The organism is Dactylosporangium sp. NBC_01737 (genome assembly GCF_035963215.1).
Classification (GTDB): domain Bacteria; phylum Actinomycetota; class Actinomycetes; order Mycobacteriales; family Micromonosporaceae; genus Dactylosporangium.
In genome coordinates this window covers 1,222,065-1,238,062 of record NZ_CP109153.1, presented here as the reverse complement: position 1 = coordinate 1,238,062, position 15,998 = coordinate 1,222,065, and the positions used below count along the sequence as shown (strand labels likewise).

Annotated in this window: 14 protein-coding genes; 12 read left to right on the top strand and 2 right to left on the bottom strand. The window is 73.8% G+C overall.

Going from position 1 to position 15,998, the window contains the following annotated elements; translation table 11 throughout:
- Positions 1-45: 45 nt before the first annotated feature.
- The gene (locus OHA72_RS05575) at positions 46-990 is read left to right on the top strand and encodes an NAD-dependent epimerase/dehydratase family protein (protein WP_327006769.1); all 945 of its coding nucleotides are present in this window, start codon (positions 46-48) and stop codon (positions 988-990) included.
- Here OHA72_RS05575 and OHA72_RS05570 read toward each other — a convergent pair.
- A complete protein-coding gene (locus tag OHA72_RS05570; RefSeq protein WP_327006768.1) occupies positions 950-2,788 on the bottom strand; it encodes a polysaccharide biosynthesis protein in 1,839 nt (612 codons plus the stop codon). The genes OHA72_RS05575 and OHA72_RS05570 overlap by 41 nt on opposite strands.
- Positions 2,789-2,955: 167 nt before the next feature.
- Between OHA72_RS05570 and OHA72_RS05565 the strand changes: the two genes are divergently transcribed.
- The gene (locus OHA72_RS05565; protein WP_327006767.1) at positions 2,956-4,377 is read left to right on the top strand and encodes a tyrosine-protein kinase domain-containing protein; all 1,422 of its coding nucleotides are present in this window, start codon (positions 2,956-2,958) and stop codon (positions 4,375-4,377) included.
- Here OHA72_RS05565 and OHA72_RS05560 read toward each other — a convergent pair.
- A complete protein-coding gene (locus tag OHA72_RS05560) occupies positions 4,337-4,807 on the bottom strand; it encodes an arsenate reductase/protein-tyrosine-phosphatase family protein (RefSeq protein WP_327006766.1) in 471 nt (156 codons plus the stop codon). The two genes, OHA72_RS05565 and OHA72_RS05560, sit on opposite strands and share 41 nt — an antisense overlap.
- A 51-nt stretch (positions 4,808-4,858) precedes the next feature.
- On the opposite strand from OHA72_RS05560, the gene OHA72_RS05555 reads away from it, so the two are divergent.
- The 10 genes from OHA72_RS05555 (at position 4,859) to OHA72_RS05510 (ending at position 15,989) form a co-directional block, all read left to right on the top strand.
- Entirely contained in the window at positions 4,859-5,968 is a 1,110-nt protein-coding gene (locus tag OHA72_RS05555) for a DegT/DnrJ/EryC1/StrS family aminotransferase (protein ID WP_327006765.1), read from the top strand.
- Positions 5,965-6,588, top strand: coding sequence for a sugar transferase (locus OHA72_RS05550; protein ID WP_327006764.1), 624 nt, complete (start codon positions 5,965-5,967; stop codon positions 6,586-6,588). The genes OHA72_RS05555 and OHA72_RS05550 overlap by 4 nt, the downstream gene beginning before the upstream one ends.
- The gene (locus tag OHA72_RS05545; protein WP_327006763.1) at positions 6,585-7,208 is read left to right on the top strand and encodes an acetyltransferase; all 624 of its coding nucleotides are present in this window, start codon (positions 6,585-6,587) and stop codon (positions 7,206-7,208) included. Before OHA72_RS05550 ends, OHA72_RS05545 begins: the two co-directional genes overlap by 4 nt.
- On the top strand, positions 7,205-8,371 hold the full coding sequence (locus tag OHA72_RS05540) for a glycosyltransferase (RefSeq protein WP_327006762.1): 1,167 nt from the start codon (positions 7,205-7,207) through the stop codon (positions 8,369-8,371). The genes OHA72_RS05545 and OHA72_RS05540 overlap by 4 nt, the downstream gene beginning before the upstream one ends.
- A complete protein-coding gene (locus OHA72_RS05535; RefSeq protein WP_327006761.1) occupies positions 8,368-9,657 on the top strand; it encodes a lipopolysaccharide biosynthesis protein in 1,290 nt (429 codons plus the stop codon). Before OHA72_RS05540 ends, OHA72_RS05535 begins: the two co-directional genes overlap by 4 nt.
- A complete protein-coding gene (wzy, locus tag OHA72_RS05530; RefSeq protein ID WP_327006760.1) occupies positions 9,647-10,846 on the top strand; it encodes an O-antigen polysaccharide polymerase Wzy in 1,200 nt (399 codons plus the stop codon). The genes OHA72_RS05535 and wzy overlap by 11 nt, the downstream gene beginning before the upstream one ends.
- Complete coding sequence (locus OHA72_RS05525; protein ID WP_327006759.1) at positions 10,831-12,051, top strand: glycosyltransferase; 1,221 nt, start codon at positions 10,831-10,833, stop codon at positions 12,049-12,051. The genes wzy and OHA72_RS05525 overlap by 16 nt, the downstream gene beginning before the upstream one ends.
- Before the next feature lie 300 nt (positions 12,052-12,351).
- On the top strand, positions 12,352-13,848 hold the full coding sequence (locus OHA72_RS05520; RefSeq protein ID WP_327006758.1) for a DUF4012 domain-containing protein: 1,497 nt from the start codon (positions 12,352-12,354) through the stop codon (positions 13,846-13,848).
- A gap of 46 nt (positions 13,849-13,894) precedes the next feature.
- Positions 13,895-14,638, top strand: a complete 744-nt coding sequence (locus OHA72_RS05515) for a hypothetical protein (RefSeq protein WP_327006757.1) — start codon at positions 13,895-13,897, stop codon at positions 14,636-14,638.
- Between the two features lie 88 nt (positions 14,639-14,726).
- A complete protein-coding gene (locus OHA72_RS05510; RefSeq protein ID WP_327006756.1) occupies positions 14,727-15,989 on the top strand; it encodes a nucleotide sugar dehydrogenase in 1,263 nt (420 codons plus the stop codon).
- Positions 15,990-15,998: the final 9 nt, after the last annotated feature.

Below are 15,998 nucleotides of genomic sequence, written 5' to 3'. Positions count from 1 at the left end.
GCACGGGGCGTCACCTGTGCCCGGATCCCGGCGTTGGACCCGTTGATGAGAGTTCTGGTCACCGGCGGCGCGGGGTTCATCGGGGGAAACCTGTGCCGGGAGCTGGTCAATCACGTGGCCGTGGACGAGGTCGTCGCGTTCGACGATCTCAGCACGGGCAGTGAGGGCAACCTCGACCGCGTCGGCGCGACGCTGATCACCGGCAGCATCCTGGACCGGCCCGCGATCGACGACGCGGTCGGAGGCGCCGACGTGGTCATCCACCTGGCCGCCCGGCCGTCGGTGCCGCGGTCCGTCGCCGACCCGCTGCGCAGCCACCTGGTCAACGCCACCGGCACGATGCACGTGCTGGAGGCCTGCCGCCGCGGCGGCACGCCGATCATCACGGCGTCCTCATCGTCGGTGTACGGCCCGACGCAGGTCCTGCCCAAGCATGAGGAGCTGCCGACCCGGCCGCAGAGCCCGTATGCGGCCAGCAAGCTCGCCGCCGAGTCCGCGGTCCTGGCCTACGGGGCCACCTACGGGCTGCCGGTGCTCGCGTTGCGCTTCTTCAACGTGTACGGCCCGCTGCAGTCCGTCGGGCACGCGTACGCCGCGGTGATCCCCACGTTCGCCGACGCGGCGCTGCGCGGGCAGCCGCTGCACGTGCACGGCGACGGGCGGCAGACGAGGGACTTCACCTTCGTCGGCTCGGTCGCGCGGCTGCTGACCGACGCCGCGGTCCGCCGGGTCACCAGTCCCACGCCGGTGAACCTGGCGTTCGGCACGCGCACCTCGCTGGTCGACCTGATCGACATGATCCGCGGGCTGACCGGCCGGCCGGTCGACGTGGTCTTCGACCCGGCCCGCCCCGGCGACGTGCGTGACTCGCAGGCCGAGTCGTCCCGGCTGCGCGAGCTGTTCCCCGGCCACGACCCGGTCCCGCTGGAGCAGGGCCTGGCCCAGACCGTCAGCTGGTACGAGCGGCAGATAGCGTCGGCACCGCGATGACCGAGTCCGGCACGTGCGGCACCAGGCACAGGTCGGCGAGCTGACCGACCAGGGCACCCGGCGCCGAGCGCACGTCCAGGGCGAGCGCGAGGGCCGGGTCCAGCGGTGGCACCGACACGTGCGAGATGAGCGGGTGCAGCGGCCGCAGGTCGGTCTCGCCGTCGCCGAAGAGCTCCTCGTGCAGCTTCTCGCCCGGCCGTAGACCGGTGTAGACGAAGTCGACCGGCCGCTCGGCCTGCGCGGCGAGCTGGTGCGCCAGCTCGTCGATGCGCACCGGGCTGCCCATGTCCAGCACCAGCGCCTCGCCGCCGGCGCCGAGGGCCGCGGCCTGGATCACCAGCTGCACGGCCTCCTGGACGGTCATGAAGAAGCGGGTCACGTCCGGGTCGGTGACGGTGACCGGGCCGCCGGCGGCGATCTGCGCCTGGAAGGCCGTGACCACCGAGCCGCGGCTGCCGAGCACGTTGCCGAAGCGGACGTTGAGGTAGGTGCCCGCCGCGACGGTCGAGCGGTGCGCGGTGAGCCGCTCGGTGACCCGCTTCGAGTAGCCGAGCACGCTGGCCGGGTTCGCCGCCTTGTCGGTGGAGATGTTCACGAACCGCTCCACGCCCACCGACGCGGCCGCCGACAGCACGTTGAGCGTGCCGAGGACGTTGGTCTGCACCGCCTCCGCCGGGTGCCGCTCCAGCAGGGTGAGGTGCTTGAGCGCGGCGGCGTGGAACACCACCTCCGGCCGGCGCTCGGCGAAGACGGCCGCGATCGACGCGGCGTCGCGCAGGTCGACGAGGATCAGCTCGGGGCTGTCCAGCAGGGCCCGGCCGTGGATCGACAGCTGCACCGCGTGCAGGGCCGACTCGTCGCGGTCGAGCATCATCAGCTCGGCCGGGCCGAAGCGGTGCAGCTGCCGGCACAGCTCGGAGCCGATCGAGCCGCCGGCGCCGGTGACCAGCACCCGCCGGCCGGTCAGGTAGTCGCCGATGGCGGCCAGGTCGGTGTCGATCTGGCGGCGGCCGAGCAGGTCGGACAGGCGCACGTCGCGCACCTCGGCCACACCCACCGGGCCGCCTGCGCCGGCTTCCAGGCTCTCGTTGATCGACGGCAGCACCTTCAGCACCCGGCCCGCGGCGGTGGTCATCGTGCGCACGTCGCGCAGCAGCGCGCCGTCGCCGGCCCGGATGGCGAAGATGACGACCCGGGAACCGGTCCGCTCGATCGCGGCGATCAGCGAGGACCGGCCGCCGAGCACGGCGACGCCCTCGACCCGCAGGTTGCGCTTGGCCGGGTCGTCGTCGACGATCCCGACCGGCCGGTACCGGCAGTGCGGGTCGTGCGCCATCGAGCGCAGCAGGCGGTGCCCGGCGGCGCCGGCGCCGAAGACCAGGACCGGCACGGCCGCGCCGGACGCGGGGGAGACCCGCAGCCGGCGCTCGCGCCGCAGCCGGCCGGCGGCGCGGCCGGTGACCATCGCCAGCAGTGCGGTCATCGTGCCGACGACCGCGACCCGTTCGTCCGGCAGGTTCTGCACGCCGGCCAGCGCCCACAGCAGCGCGCCGGTCCCGGCGACAGTGAGGGCGAGGGCCCGCAGCTCCGGTAGCGTGCCGCGGCCGTAGCGCCGCCGGTACAGGTGGACCGGCCAGGCGATCGCCGTGTGCAGCGCGGTGGCCAGCACGATCGCGACCCCGACGGCGAACAGCGCGGGCGGGGCGGGTGCGATGGTGATCGCGAGCGCGAGCCCGCCCGCCCAGGCGCAGAGGTCGGCCGGCCAGTCCGCGGGCCCTGAGGGCCTGTGATCGTCCATCGGTTCCCCCGGTATGCCTTCGGATACGACGAATAGCGACCATTCTTCACGATTTAGTGGGTGACATCCGGGTAAAAAGTAGATCGGGGAAATTAGACCGTTTCACCTCTTGCGTCACGACAACCTGTCACTCTTCGTAAAGAAGCGAACACGGGAGGTCATGGCGTATGGAGCTGCGCGACTATGTCAGCGCGGTCCGGAAACGCTGGTGGCTGGTGGCCACGACCGCCTGCCTGGCCCTGGTGGCCGCGGTCTTCGTCACCGCGCGCACCGCGCCCACGTATGCCGCCTCGGTGACGTTCTTCGTGAGCACCCCGAGCAGCGGCGTGACCGACGCGTACCAGGGCGGCCTGTTCTCCCAGCAGCGCGCCCGGTCCTACGTCAACCTCGTGCGCAGCGACCGCCTGGCGCGGGCCGTGGCGTCCGACCCGGCCGTCGGCCTGGACGCCGACGGCGTCCAGCAGCGCATCAGCGCCCGCACCGTGCCCGACACCGTGCTGCTGGACATCACCGTGGTGGACACCAGCAGCGACCGTGCCCTGCGCATCGCCGAGGCCGTCGCGTCGCAGTTCGCCGCGCTCGTCTCGGTGCTGGAGACCCCGCCGGGCGCGGTCAACCCGACCGTGCGCGTCGACGTCGTCACCGGCCCCCGCGTCGGCACCGACCCCGTCTCCCCGCAGCCCGCCCGCAACTTTGCCGTCGCCCTGCTCATGGGCCTGCTCGTCGGCGCCGCCGGCGCGGTGCTGCGGGAGATCCTGGACAGCAGCGTCCGCTCCGCCGCCGCGCTGCGCCAGGCCGGCGGCAAGGCCGTCCTCGCCGCCGTGCCGATGGACCCGCGGGCCCGCCAGGAGCCGCTCCTGGTCGAGGACGCCGCCTGGTCCCCGCGCGGCGAGGCGATGCGCCACCTGCGCACCAACCTGCAGTTCGTCGACCCGGACCGGCGGGCCCGCTGCATCGTCGTCACCAGCGCGCTGCCCGACGAGGGCAAGTCGACGATCGCCTGCAACCTCGCGATCGTCCTCGCCGAGAACGGGCACCGGGTCCTGCTCATCGACGCCGACGTGCGCCGCCCGAAGCTCGCCGAGTACCTCGACCTCGAAGGCGCCGTCGGCCTCACCAACGTGCTCGTCGGTCAGGTCGACCTGGACACCGCCGTGCAGCCGTGGGGCGACCGCGACATGCGGGTCCTCGCCAGCGGCTCGATCCCGCCCAACCCGAGCGAGCTGCTCGGCTCGCAGCAGATGGCCCGCCTGCTGGCCACCGCCGGCGAGGACTACGACTACGTCGTCGTGGACACCTCGCCGCTGCTCGTCGTCACCGACGCGGCGGTCGTGGCCAGCCGCGCCGACGGCGCCGTGCTGGTCACCCGCGCCGGCAAGACCACCGTCACCCAGGTGCGCTCCGCCGTCCTGGCGATCGAGGCGGTCTCCGCCCGGCTCTTCGGCTGCGTGCTCAACGGCGCCAAGTCCGGCGGCGACGACGCCTACTCCTACGCCTACTACGGCTCCCGGCCCGGCGCGCCGCTGCTCACCGCGCGGCCCGCGCCGCTCAGCCGGGATCTCGACGCGGCCGGTCGGCCAGGAGGGTGAGGATGCGCGCAATCGTCGCGGCACAGACACGGAAGCCGTCGATCGGGCCGCCGAACGGGTCGGGCAGGTCGTCGTCGAACGGCGAGCCCGGCTGCAGCCGCCCCCGTACCTGGGCGATGTCCCGCAGCGTGGTCGGCTCCGGCGGCAACGCCTCCAGGTACCGGCCGAACTGCCGCAGCGTGAACGTCCGCGCCGCGGCCGCCGAGGCGAGGGTCACGCAGTGCGCCCGCTCCGCCCTGGTCGCGGTCAGCACCAGGTCGGCGCCCGCCAGTAGCGCGGCGTCGACCCGCCGGCTGGCGAACCCGTCCGGGTCCGCGCCCAGCTCCAGCAGCACCGCCTTCGCCGCCGGCGGCATGTCCAGATCCGGCACCGCGTGGGTGCCCGCGCTCGCGGCGTCCAGGCCACCGGCGCGGGCCAGACGTTCGGCCATGGCCGAACGGCACAGGTTGGCCCGGCAGACGAACAGCATGGAAAGCCCCCGATGAATACACGCATCCACCTGTCGGCGCCCGACATGTCGGGCACCGAGGAGCGCTACCTGGTCAACGCCTTACGCTCCGGTTGGGTGGCGCCCATCGGACCGGATCTCGACGCGTTCGAGGCCGAGATCGCCCAGCGGTGCGGCACCGCGCACGCGGTCGGGGTCAGCTCCGGCACCGCCGCGCTGCACCTGGCCCTGCTCGCGATGGGTGTCGGGCCGGGCCACGCGGTCGTCGTGCCGACGCTGACGTTCGCCGCCACCGCCAACGCCGTCGTCTACACCGGCGCCGAGCCCGTCTTCGTCGACTGCGAGCCGGACACCGGCAACGTCGACGTCGCCCTCGTCGAGCGGGCCGTGGCCGACCTGCGCCGCGAAGGCCGGCACGTCGGCGCCGTCGTCCCGGTCGACCTCTTCGGCGCCTGCGCCGACAACCAGCGGCTGGAAGCGCTGGACGTACCGCTGCTGGAGGACGCCGCCGAAGCGCTCGGGGCGACCCGGGACGGAAGGCCGGCAGGGTCGTTCGGGCGGGCCGCGGCGCTCTCCTTCAACGGCAACAAGATCATCACCACGTCCGGCGGCGGGATGCTGGTCACCGGCGACGCCGCGCTCGCCGAACGCTGCCGCTACCTCGCCACCCAGGCCCGCCAGCCGGTGCCGCACTACGAGCACGTCGACGTCGGCTACAACTACCGGCTCAGCAACCTGCTCGCCGCGGTCGGCCGGGCCCAGCTGTCCCGCCTCGACGGCATGCTCACCCGGCGGCGCCAGCTGCGCGAGCGGTACGCCAAGACCTTCGCGGGCGTGGCCGGCGTGCGGATCGCTGGGGAGTCCGAGCACGGCTCCAACTGCTGGCTGACCGTCATCACGGTCGACCCGCGCGAGTCCGGCTGGGCCGCCGCGGAGCTCGGCGAGCACCTCGCCGCGCACGACATCGAGACCCGTCCCGTCTGGAAGCCGATGCACCAGCAACCCGTGTACCGCGACGCCCGCGCCTGGCTCACCGGCGCCGCGGACCGCCTGTTCGCGACCGGCCTGGCCCTGCCCAGCGGCTCGCAGCTGTCCGACGCCGCGCAACAGCGCATCTTCGACGCGATCGACGAATTCCTGTGAACCGCGCCCTGGACCTCGCGGGCGCGACGGTCGCCGCCGTCGTCCTCGCCCCGGTCATCGCGGCCACCGCCGCCTTCGTCGGCTGCACGATGGGCTCGCCCGTGCTGTTCCGCCAGGAACGGACCGGACTGCACGGGCAGCCCTTCACGTTCGTCAAGTTCCGCACCATGCGGCCGTCCCCGACCGGCGGGTTCGACCCGGGCAGCGACGCCGAGCGGCTCACCGCGGCCGGCCGGTTCCTGCGCTCCACCAGCCTTGACGAGCTGCCGGCGCTGTGGAACGTGCTGCGCGGCGACATGAGCCTGATCGGCCCGCGGCCGCTGCCGAGCGCGTACCTCGGCCGGTACACCGAGCGGGAGGCGCGCCGGCACGACGTGCGGCCCGGCATCACCGGCCTGGCCCAGGTCCTCGGCCGCAACGCCCTCACGTGGGAGCAGAAGTTCGCCCACGACCTGCACTACGTCGAGCACCGCTCGCTCCGGATGGACCTGCGGATCCTCGTCGCGACCGTCCGCACCGTTGTGCGCCGCGACGGCGTCACCGCCACCGGCTCCGCGACCAACCACGAGCTCCGCGCCTCCGTTGCTGGGAAGGCCGCTGGAAGAGGGCGGCAGGCATGAAGAACGGACTGGTCATCGTCGGCATCGGCGGGCACGGCCGCGAGGTGCTGACCATCGCACGGGCCGCTGGCATGCCGGTGCGCGGCTTCGTCGACGACAGCCCCAGCCAGCGCAACCTCGACCGGGTGTCGGCGCTCGGCGTGCCGTTCCTCGGGCCCAGTACGCGCCTCGTCGACGAACGGCCCTCGATCGGCTACGTGATCGGCATCGGCGACCCCAGGATCCGGGCCCGGCTCGACGAGCAGCTGCGGCTGTACGGCCTCGCCGCGGCGACCCTGGTCCACCCGGCCGCGACGATCGGGCCGGACGCCTGTGTCGGCGAGGGGTTCGTCGCGTTCGCCGGCGCCCGCGTCACCACCAACGTGCGCATCGGCCGGCACGTGCACCTCAACCAGAACTGCACCGTCGGGCACGACACCGAACTGGCCGACTTCGTGCAGGTCAACCCCCTCGCGGCGATCTCCGGCGACTGCCGGATCGGCCCCGAGGTGCTCATCGGCACCACCGCCTGCGTGCTGCAGGGCCTGCACGTCGGCGAGGGCGCCACCGTCGGCGCGGGGGCGTGCGTCACCCGCGACGTCGAGCCGAAGACGACCGTGAAGGGGGTGCCGGCGCGATGAAGGTCGCAATGATCATCAAGACCGACGAGGGCGGCCGGTGGACGCTGCCGCACCTCGACGAGCTGCGCGCCCGCGGCCACGAGGTCGTCGCCGTCCTGCCGCCCGGCAGCGAGGGGCAGCTGCGCAAGGCCCTGCACGACCGGGGGATCGACGTGGTGCAGTCCGCGTTCGACTTCCGGTTCCGCCCGGTGCCGGCCACCGTCGCCGGGCTGCTCGGCCTGCGCCGCCAGCTGCGCGCCCTCGCCCCGGACGTGCTGCACTACCACCTGTACGCCTCCGCGCTCGCGGCCCGGATCGCGAGCCTGCGGCTGCCCGCCCGGCGGGTGCACATGGTCGCCGGGCCGCTGTACCTCGAATCGCCGCTGATCCGGCTGGTGGAGCGGCTGCTGTGCCGGCTCGACGCGGTCGTCGTCGGCGGCAGCGAGCACACCGCGACCCTCTACCGCCGCATCGGGATGCCCGGCGCCAGGGTCACCGCGATCCCGTACGGCGTGGACACCGCGCACTTCGCGCCGCCGTCGCCCGCCTACCGGGCCGCGTGCCGGGACGCCTTCGGTGTCGACGCCGGCACGTTCACCGCCTGCATGGTCGCCTACGTGTACCCGCCGAAACGGCTCACCCACGGCGGCCGCGGCATCAAGGGCCACGACGTGCTCCTCGCCGCGTGGCAGCGCTTCCGCCGCGAGACCCCCAGCGCCACCGAGACCCGGCTGATCCTGCTCGGCGGCGGCTTCACCCCCGCCGGCGAGGCGCACAAGCGGGAGCTGATGGCCAGGTTCGCCGTCGCCGGCGACGGCAGCGTCGACTGGCAGGACTCGGTCCTCGACGTCCGCGACTGCTACGCGGCCGCCGACATCAGCGTCAGCCCGTCGCTGTCGGAGAACCACGGCGCCGCCCTCGAAGCGGGCGCCATGGGCGTGCCGAGCATCGTCTCCGACGCCGGCGCCCTGCCCGAGACCGTCGGGGAGTCGACCGGCTGGACCGTGCCCCGCGACGACGTCGACGCGCTCGTCGCCGCCCTGCACGAGGCGCACGACGAGTTCCGCACCGGCGCGCTGCGCCGGCGGGGCCAGCTCGCCCGGGAGCGGACCGTGGCGCGCTTCGCTCAGGACACGGCCGCCGCCGCGGTCGCCGACGTGCTGGAACGGGTCGTCGCGCGATGACCGCGACGGCCAAGCCCTCGTCCAGATCGGCGGCCAGGCCGCCGGTACGGCACGCCCGGCGGCCGTCCTTCGCCCGCAACGTCGGCTGGGGCGTCGCGGGCAACGCCGGCTACGCCCTGTGCCAGTGGCTGGTCCTCGTCGTCGTCGCCAGGCTCGGCACCCAGTCGATGGTCGGCGACTACGCGCTCGGGCTCGCCGTCGGCGCCCCGCTGGTGCTGCTGGCGAACCTGTCGCTGCGCACCGTCCTGGTCACCGACACCACCAGGGAGCACCCGTTCCAGCGGTACCTGCGGGTCCGCGCCGGCGGGATGGCCGTCGCCATGGCCGCGATCTGCGCCGCCGTGTGGGTCTTCGACCTGCCCGCCGCCGCCGTCGTGCTGGTCGGGCTGGCCAAGGCGTTCGACGGGGTCGGCGACATCTACCTCGGCCTGCTGCAGCGCCACCACGACCAGCGCGCCGTCGCGGTCGCCCAGCTCGTCAACGGCGCGCTCACGATCGGGCTGACCGCGCTCCTGCTCGCCGCGACCGGCAGCGTCGCCTGGGCCGCGGCCGGTTCGGCGATGGGTTCCCTGATCGCCTGGCTGGGCTGCTGCGCGCCGCTCGCCTCCCGCATCGTGTACGCCGACGCCCGCAGCACCACCCCCAGGCGGCACACGCACCGCTTCAGCCCGCCCGGCCCCGGCGCCCTGGTGTGGACGGCGCTGCCGCTCGGCGTCGCCTCCGGGATCACCTCCCTCACCGCCAACGTGCCCCGCTACGCGCTGCAGGACCGGCTCGGCGCCGCCGCCCTCGGCGCGTTCGCCGCCGCCGGCTACCTGGTGCTCACCGGCAACGTGCTGGTCTCCGCCGTCGCGCAGACCCTCCTGCCGCGCCTGGTCGAGCTGCGCGCCTCCGGCGCCCGGGAACGCTTCGCGGCGCTGGTCCGCCAGTCGCTCGTCGGCGTCGCCGTCGCCGGGGTGATCGCCGTCTGGGCGGCCGAACTGTTCGGCGGGCCGCTGCTGCGGACCGTCTACGGCGAGGTGTACGCCGAGGACGCCGGCACCCTCACCGTCCTCACCGTCGCCACCGGCGTCGCCGCCACCTGCTTCGTGCTCGACGCCGCGCTGTCGGCGGTGCGCCGCTTCACCGGCCAGCTCGCCGTCAACGCCGCCGTCCTGCTCGCCGCGATCCTCGCCGCGCTGGTGCTGGTGCCCCGCTACGGCATCACCGGCGCGGCCTGGGCCACCGTCGCCGCGGCCGCCGTCCACGCCGGCCTGAAATGGGAGCTGCTGCGGCGTGACCTTTGACCCGTGGTACGCGGTGCTGCTCGCCGGGCTGGTGGTCCCGGTGCTGCTGCTCGTGGGCGGGAGCCGCGACGTGCTCGCCTACGTCGCCGCGTACTTCTTCCTCTTCGGCTTCGGCCCGGTCGTCAGCTACCTGCTCGGCGGCTCGATCTACTTCGGCACCAACACCGCACTCATCGGCCGGGCCGCCGTCGGGCTGCTGCTCGCCTTCGCCGGGGTCCTCGCCGGCGGGCTGCTGGTGCGCCAGCGCGCCGGCCTCGGCGGCCCCTCGGTCACGCACCGGTTCCCGCTGCTGCCCGTGGTGCTCGTCGCGCTGTCGCTCTACGCGACGACCGTGCTGGTCCTCGGCGGCACCGGGTTCCTCGCCGGCACCAAGATCGACCGGATCGGCGTCGCCGGCCCCGGGCACTACGACTACCTGCTGTTCGAGATGTTCGCCTGCGCGCTGTACTTCATGGCCGACGGCAGCAGCGCCGGGCGCTTCACGTACCGGCTGAACCTGGTCGTCTACATCGCCTACTGCCTGTCGACCGGCGAGCGCGACTTCGTCTTCGTCCTGTTCAGCATCATCCTGCACCGGGAACTTGCCCGCGGCGGCTCGTTCGCCAAGCCCGTCGGCTACGGCATCGCCCTGCTGCTCGGCGCCACGCTGATCTTCAGCCTGCGCGGCGGCGGGCCCACCGGCACCACCCAGGTGCTCAACCAGGGCTCCGTGCTGTTCGTCGACACCTGGGTGATGACGCACGTGCCGGCCGTCGACCCGTTCACGCACGGCGCCACCTACTGGCACGCCGTGCTCAACCTGGTGCCCGGCCGCGCACAACCGCCGCTCGCGCAGTGGCTCGTGGACCGGTACGCCCCCGGCAGCGCGTCCGGCTACGGCTTCTCCCTCACCGGCGAGGCATACCTCAACTACGGGTTCTGGGGCATCCCGGTGCTGTTCGCCGGCCTCACCGTCGCGCACCGGCTGCTGATCAACCGCATCGACCGGGCGCCGGTGTACGCCTACGGCAGCGTGCTGTTCACGGTCGCTTGGATGTACGGCTTCCGCGGCGAGAGCGCCGGCCTGCTCAAGACCTGCGTCTACGGGCTGGTCTTCTACGGCGTGCTGCGCCTGGTCACGGTTCGAGTCACGGTCCGGGTGCCGGCCGGCGGCGATGAGGAGGTGGCGCGGGAATGCGTCTCGTCGTGAGCTGCGAGCAGCGCTACGTGCGCACCCCCGACGGGCGGGTGTGGAGCACCACCGGCGGTGCGTACGACTTCTGGCAGCGGTACCTGCCGGTCTTCGCCGAGGTGCGCATCGTCGCCAGGGTCGCCGAGCGCCCGGGCCGCCCGCCGGACGCGCAGCGCGTCGACGGGGACCACGTCACCGTGCACGCCGTGCCGCACTACGTGGGCCCGCTGCAGTACCTGCTGCGCCTGCGCGGCGTCCGGGCCGCCGTGCGCGCCGCGGTCGAGCCCGGCGACGCCGCACTGCTGCGGGTGCCGTCGCCGATCGGCACGCTGCTGCACCGGCACCTTCGCCGCCGGGGGATGCCGTTCGGGCTCGAGGTCGTCGGCGACCCCTACGACGTGTTCGCGCCCGGCGCCCTGCGGCATCCGCTGCGCCCGCTGCTGCGCGCCTGGTTCACCGCCAGGCTGCGCTCCCAGTGTCGCGCCGCGGTCGCCGTCGCCTACGTCACCGAGCGGGCACTGCAGTCGCGGTACCCGGCCGCGCCCGGCGCCGTGACCGCCGCGTACTCCAGCATCCAGCTCGACGACACCGCCTTCGTCGAGCGGCCGCGGGCCGCCGCCTCGCCCAAGGTCGCGGTCCGGCTGGTGTCCGTCGGCTCGCTGGAGATGCCGTACAAGGGGATCGACACGCTCATCGAGGCGCTGCCGATCCTGGTGCGGGCCGGCCTGGAGGCGCACCTGGTGCACCTCGGCGACGGCCGCTGCCGCCCCGACCTCGAACGCCTCGTGCGGGAGCGGCGCCTCGGCGGGCGGGTCGCGTTCGCCGGTGCCGTCCCGCCCGGCGCGGCCGTGCGGCTGTTCCTCGACGACGCCGACCTGTTCGTGCTGCCGTCGCGGACCGAGGGCCTGCCCAGGGCGCTGATCGAGGCGATGGCCCGGGCGCTGCCCGCGGTCGGTACCCGCGTCGGCGGCACCCCGGAACTGCTCGACCAGGCGCACCTGGTGCCGCCCGACGACCCGGTCGCCCTCGCGTACGCCATCACCGCCCTGGTCGCCGACCCGGCGGCGTTCGCGGCCGCGTCGGAGCGCAACCTTGCCCGCGCCCGCAGCTACGCCGCGGAGACCCTCGCCCGGCGCCGCACCGACTTCTACCGCGCGCTGCGCGTCATCACCCAGCCCGAACAGGTCAAGGAGGTCGTCGGCGGTGCCCGTCAGCTCGACTGAGATCACCGGTGTCCGATCGCACCTGCGGGCGCTGCTGCGCACCCGGCGGCGCAAGGCGGTGCTCGCGGCCGCCGTCGTGCTGGTGCTCCTCGCCGTGCTCGGCCTGCGGCTGCTGGTCGTGGCCGGCTCCGCAGCCGGGCACCTGCAGCGCGCCGCCACGCTGGTCGGCACGCTGGAGCGGTCGCTGCGCGCCGGTGACCTGACCGCCGCCCGCCGCACGACCGCGGACCTGCGCCGGCAGACCAGGGCCGCCCGCGCCGACACGCAGGGCCTCGCCTGGGGCTGGGGACGTCGGCCCCGGTGGCCGGCGACGACCTCACCGCGGTCGGCGCCGTCGCCCGGATCGTCGACGACCTCGCCAACCGGGTCCTGCCGCCGCTGCTGGACGCGGCCGGCGGGCTGCAGTCGACGTTCACCGGCGGCGACGGCCCGCACGGTCTGGCGGCGGTCAGCGCGGCCGCGCCGAAGATCGCCGCCGCGGAAGCGCTGGTGCGCGCCGCGCAGGACCGCCTCGCCGCCCTCGACCGGGGCGGGCTCGACCCGCGGGTCCGCACCGCCGTCGAGCGGCTCGACGACGGGCTGCGCAAGGTCGCGCCGCTGCTGGAGCCGGTCGCCCGCGCGGCCCGGCTGCTGCCCGCCATGCTCGGCGCCGCCGGGCCGCGCACCTACCTGGTGCTCTTCCAGAACCTCGCCGAGGTGCGGGCCACCGGCGGCATGATGGGCGCGTACGTGGTGCTGCGGGCCGACAAGGGCGCCGTCAGCATCGTCGAGCAGGGCGCCGCCGCGACCGGCATCGGCTCGTTCCCCACCCCGGTGCTGCCGCTGGACCCCGACCAGGAGGACCTGCACACCGACAGGCTCGGCACCTACCCGGCCGACGTGAACCTCACCCCCGACTTCCCGACGGCGGCGGCGCTGTACCGCGAGATGTACCGGCTGCGCTCCGGCCGGGCCGTCGACGGTGTCCTGGCCACCGACCCGGTCGCGCTGGCCTACCTGCTGCAGGCGACCGGCCCGGTCGACGTCGCCGGTGGCCCCGCCCTCACTGGGCCGACGGCGGTGCGGCGGCTGCTGTCCGAGGTGTACCTGACGATCCCCGATCAGCCTTCGCAGGACGCGTTCTTCGCCGGTGCCGCGAAGGCGGTCTTCGAGAAGCTGACCGGGGCGGCGTTCTCCACCACGAAGCTGGTGCCGGCGCTGCGGCAGGCGGCGCAGGAGCGGCGGCTGCTGGCCTGGAGCGCGCACCCGCAGGAGCAGGCCGAGCTCGCCGCCACCGTCTTCGCCGGCACGCTGCCCGCCGAGGACGGGGACCGGCCGACCGTCGGGGTGTTCCTCAACGACGGCACCGGCGCCAAGCTCGGCTACTACATGACCCGCGAGGCCTCGCTGGTGCCCGGCGAGTGCCTGGAGGACGGCTCCCGGCACCTGCGGCTCACCGTGAGGCTCGCCTCGAACGCGCCCCGCTCAGGGCTGCCGCGCAGCGTGCTGGGGCTCGGGCTGGCCGGCGAGTACACCATCCGCACCAACGTCATGGTGTACCTGCCCAGCGGCGGCGCGCCCGTGGACGCCACGCAGGACGGCGCACCGGTCGACTACGGCAGTGGCGTGGAGCTGGGCCGTACCGTGGCGGTCTTCACCGTCGACCTGGCGCCCGGCGGGAGCAGCACCCTGGAGCTGAACCTCATCACGGGGCCGCTGCCGGTGCCCGGATCCGCGTTCACGCCGCGCCTGCTCACGACCCCCGGCATCGGGCCCTGGACGCTTCGGTTGCAATCCGCCGAGGCATGCGGCAAATGATGAAAAATGCCCATATCGGGGTGATGTGAAGTCTACGGTGAAATTTATGCGACCCCGAACAAGATCCGCACTGACCGCCCTCGCGGGGGCACTCGTCGCGGCGGCAGTGCTGGGAGCACCGACCGCCGCGCACGCCGAACCCGGCGGAGCAGCCGCGGCAGCAGCCAACTATCCGGCGCCGGAACCCGCCGTCCGGGTGAGCTCCGGCTCGGTCAGCACCGGCGGCGCGGTCCGCATCGCGGGGAAGCGGTTCCTTCCCGGCGAGCCGATCTCGATCCGCGTCAAGTACCGCATCACCCGGCACTCCGGCGGCTTCGACGGCCCCTTCCCGGCCTCGGTGAGCGGCGACCGCCGCGCTGACGACGACGGCAGGTTCCACGCCAAGGTCCGGCTCACCTCGCCCGGTTACGCCACCATCAAGGTCACCGGCAAGAAGTCGGGACAGTCGGCCTCCGTGACCGTGCGGGTGCTCGCCTGGCGCGGCTCCTACAGCTTCGGTGGCGACGACTTCTTCGCCGGTACGCCACTGGGCAACGACGTGCGCGACGACCGTGACCACGGCGACCGCTGGGACGGCGGCGACCGGCCGGCCGGCTTCTACGGACCGTTCTTCGGCGGCTGGAGCCCGTTCAAGCTGTCCGCGAACGAGACCAGCCTGGACGCCACGCAGGTGTCGGCCGGCGAGACCCAGCAGAACGGTGCGCACGGCGCCGACCTGGTCGCGAGCCTGCTCGGCATCACCGCGCTGATCGGCAGCGGCCTCCTCCTGCGCCGCCGCCGCGTCTCGTAGCTCGCACCGCCATCCACCGTTCTCCAGATGCGTTCGACCCGTCGGCCCCACGGCCGGCGGGTCGAGTGTTCCCACCCTTAGGATGATCATGGGCAAAACAGTCATCATCGGGCAGGGCTACGTCGGCCTGCCGCTCGCCATCCGAGCGGTCGAAGCGGGCGACGACGTCATCGGGCTCGACATCGACACCGACCGGGTCAAGTCCCTCGGCGCCGGCATCTCCTTCGTCGAGGACGTCCCCGATGACCGGCTCGCCTGGGCGCTGGAAACCGGCCGGTACCGCCCGACGGACGACTACGCGGACGCCGCCGGCTTCGACACGTGCGCGATCACCGTGCCGACCCCGCTCACCGACGGCGTGCCCGACATCAGCCACATCGAGCAGGCCGCGCTGCAGATCGCCCCGCACCTGCGGGCCGGCTGCACCGTCATCCTGGAGTCCACCACCTACCCGGGCACCACCGAGACCGTCCTGCGGCCGCTGCTGGAGCACGCCTCCGGGCTCAGCGCGCCGGACGAGTTCTTCCTCGGCTACAGCCCCGAACGCATCGACCCGGGCAACCCCACCTGGCACCTGGACAACACGCCGAAGCTGGTCTCCGGCATCGACGACGCCTCCCTGGCCGCCACGATGCGCTTCTACCAGCGCTTCGTCGAGCGCCTGGTGCCCGTCTCCGCGCCCCGGACGGCCGAGCTGACGAAGCTCTTCGAGAACACGTTCCGGCACATCAACATCGCCCTGGTCAACGAGCTCGCCATCGTCGCCAACCAGCTCGGCGTCGACGTGCGGGAGGCGATCGGCGCCGCGGCGACCAAACCGTTCGGGTTCATGGCGTTCGACCCCGGGCCCGGCGTCGGCGGGCACTGCCTGCCGATCGACCCGTCGTACCTGTCCTGGCAGGTCAAACGCGAGGTCGGGCAGCGTTTCCGGTTCATCGAGCTGGCCAACGACGTCAACGAGGGCATGCCCCGCTACGTCGTGCAGCGCCTCGCCGCCGGACTCAACACCCGGTTCAAGCCCGTCAACGGCAGCCGGATCCTCCTGCTGGGCCTGGCATACAAGAGCAACGTCGGCGACCTGCGCGAGTCACCGGCCCGCGCCGTCGCCGAGCTGCTCGTCGCCCAGGGCGCCGACGTGCACGCCGTGGAGCCGCACGCCTCGCAGCGCGACACCGGCAACGTCGGCGGAGTGACCGTCGTCGATCTCACCCCGGCCGAACTGTCCGCCGCCGACGCCGTCGTCCTGCTCACCGACCACGACGACTTCGACTACGACATGGTCGAACGGCACGCCCGGTACATCTTCGACACCCGGGCGCGCTGCCACGGTGAGGCCGTCGAACGCCTGTAACCCTTCGAT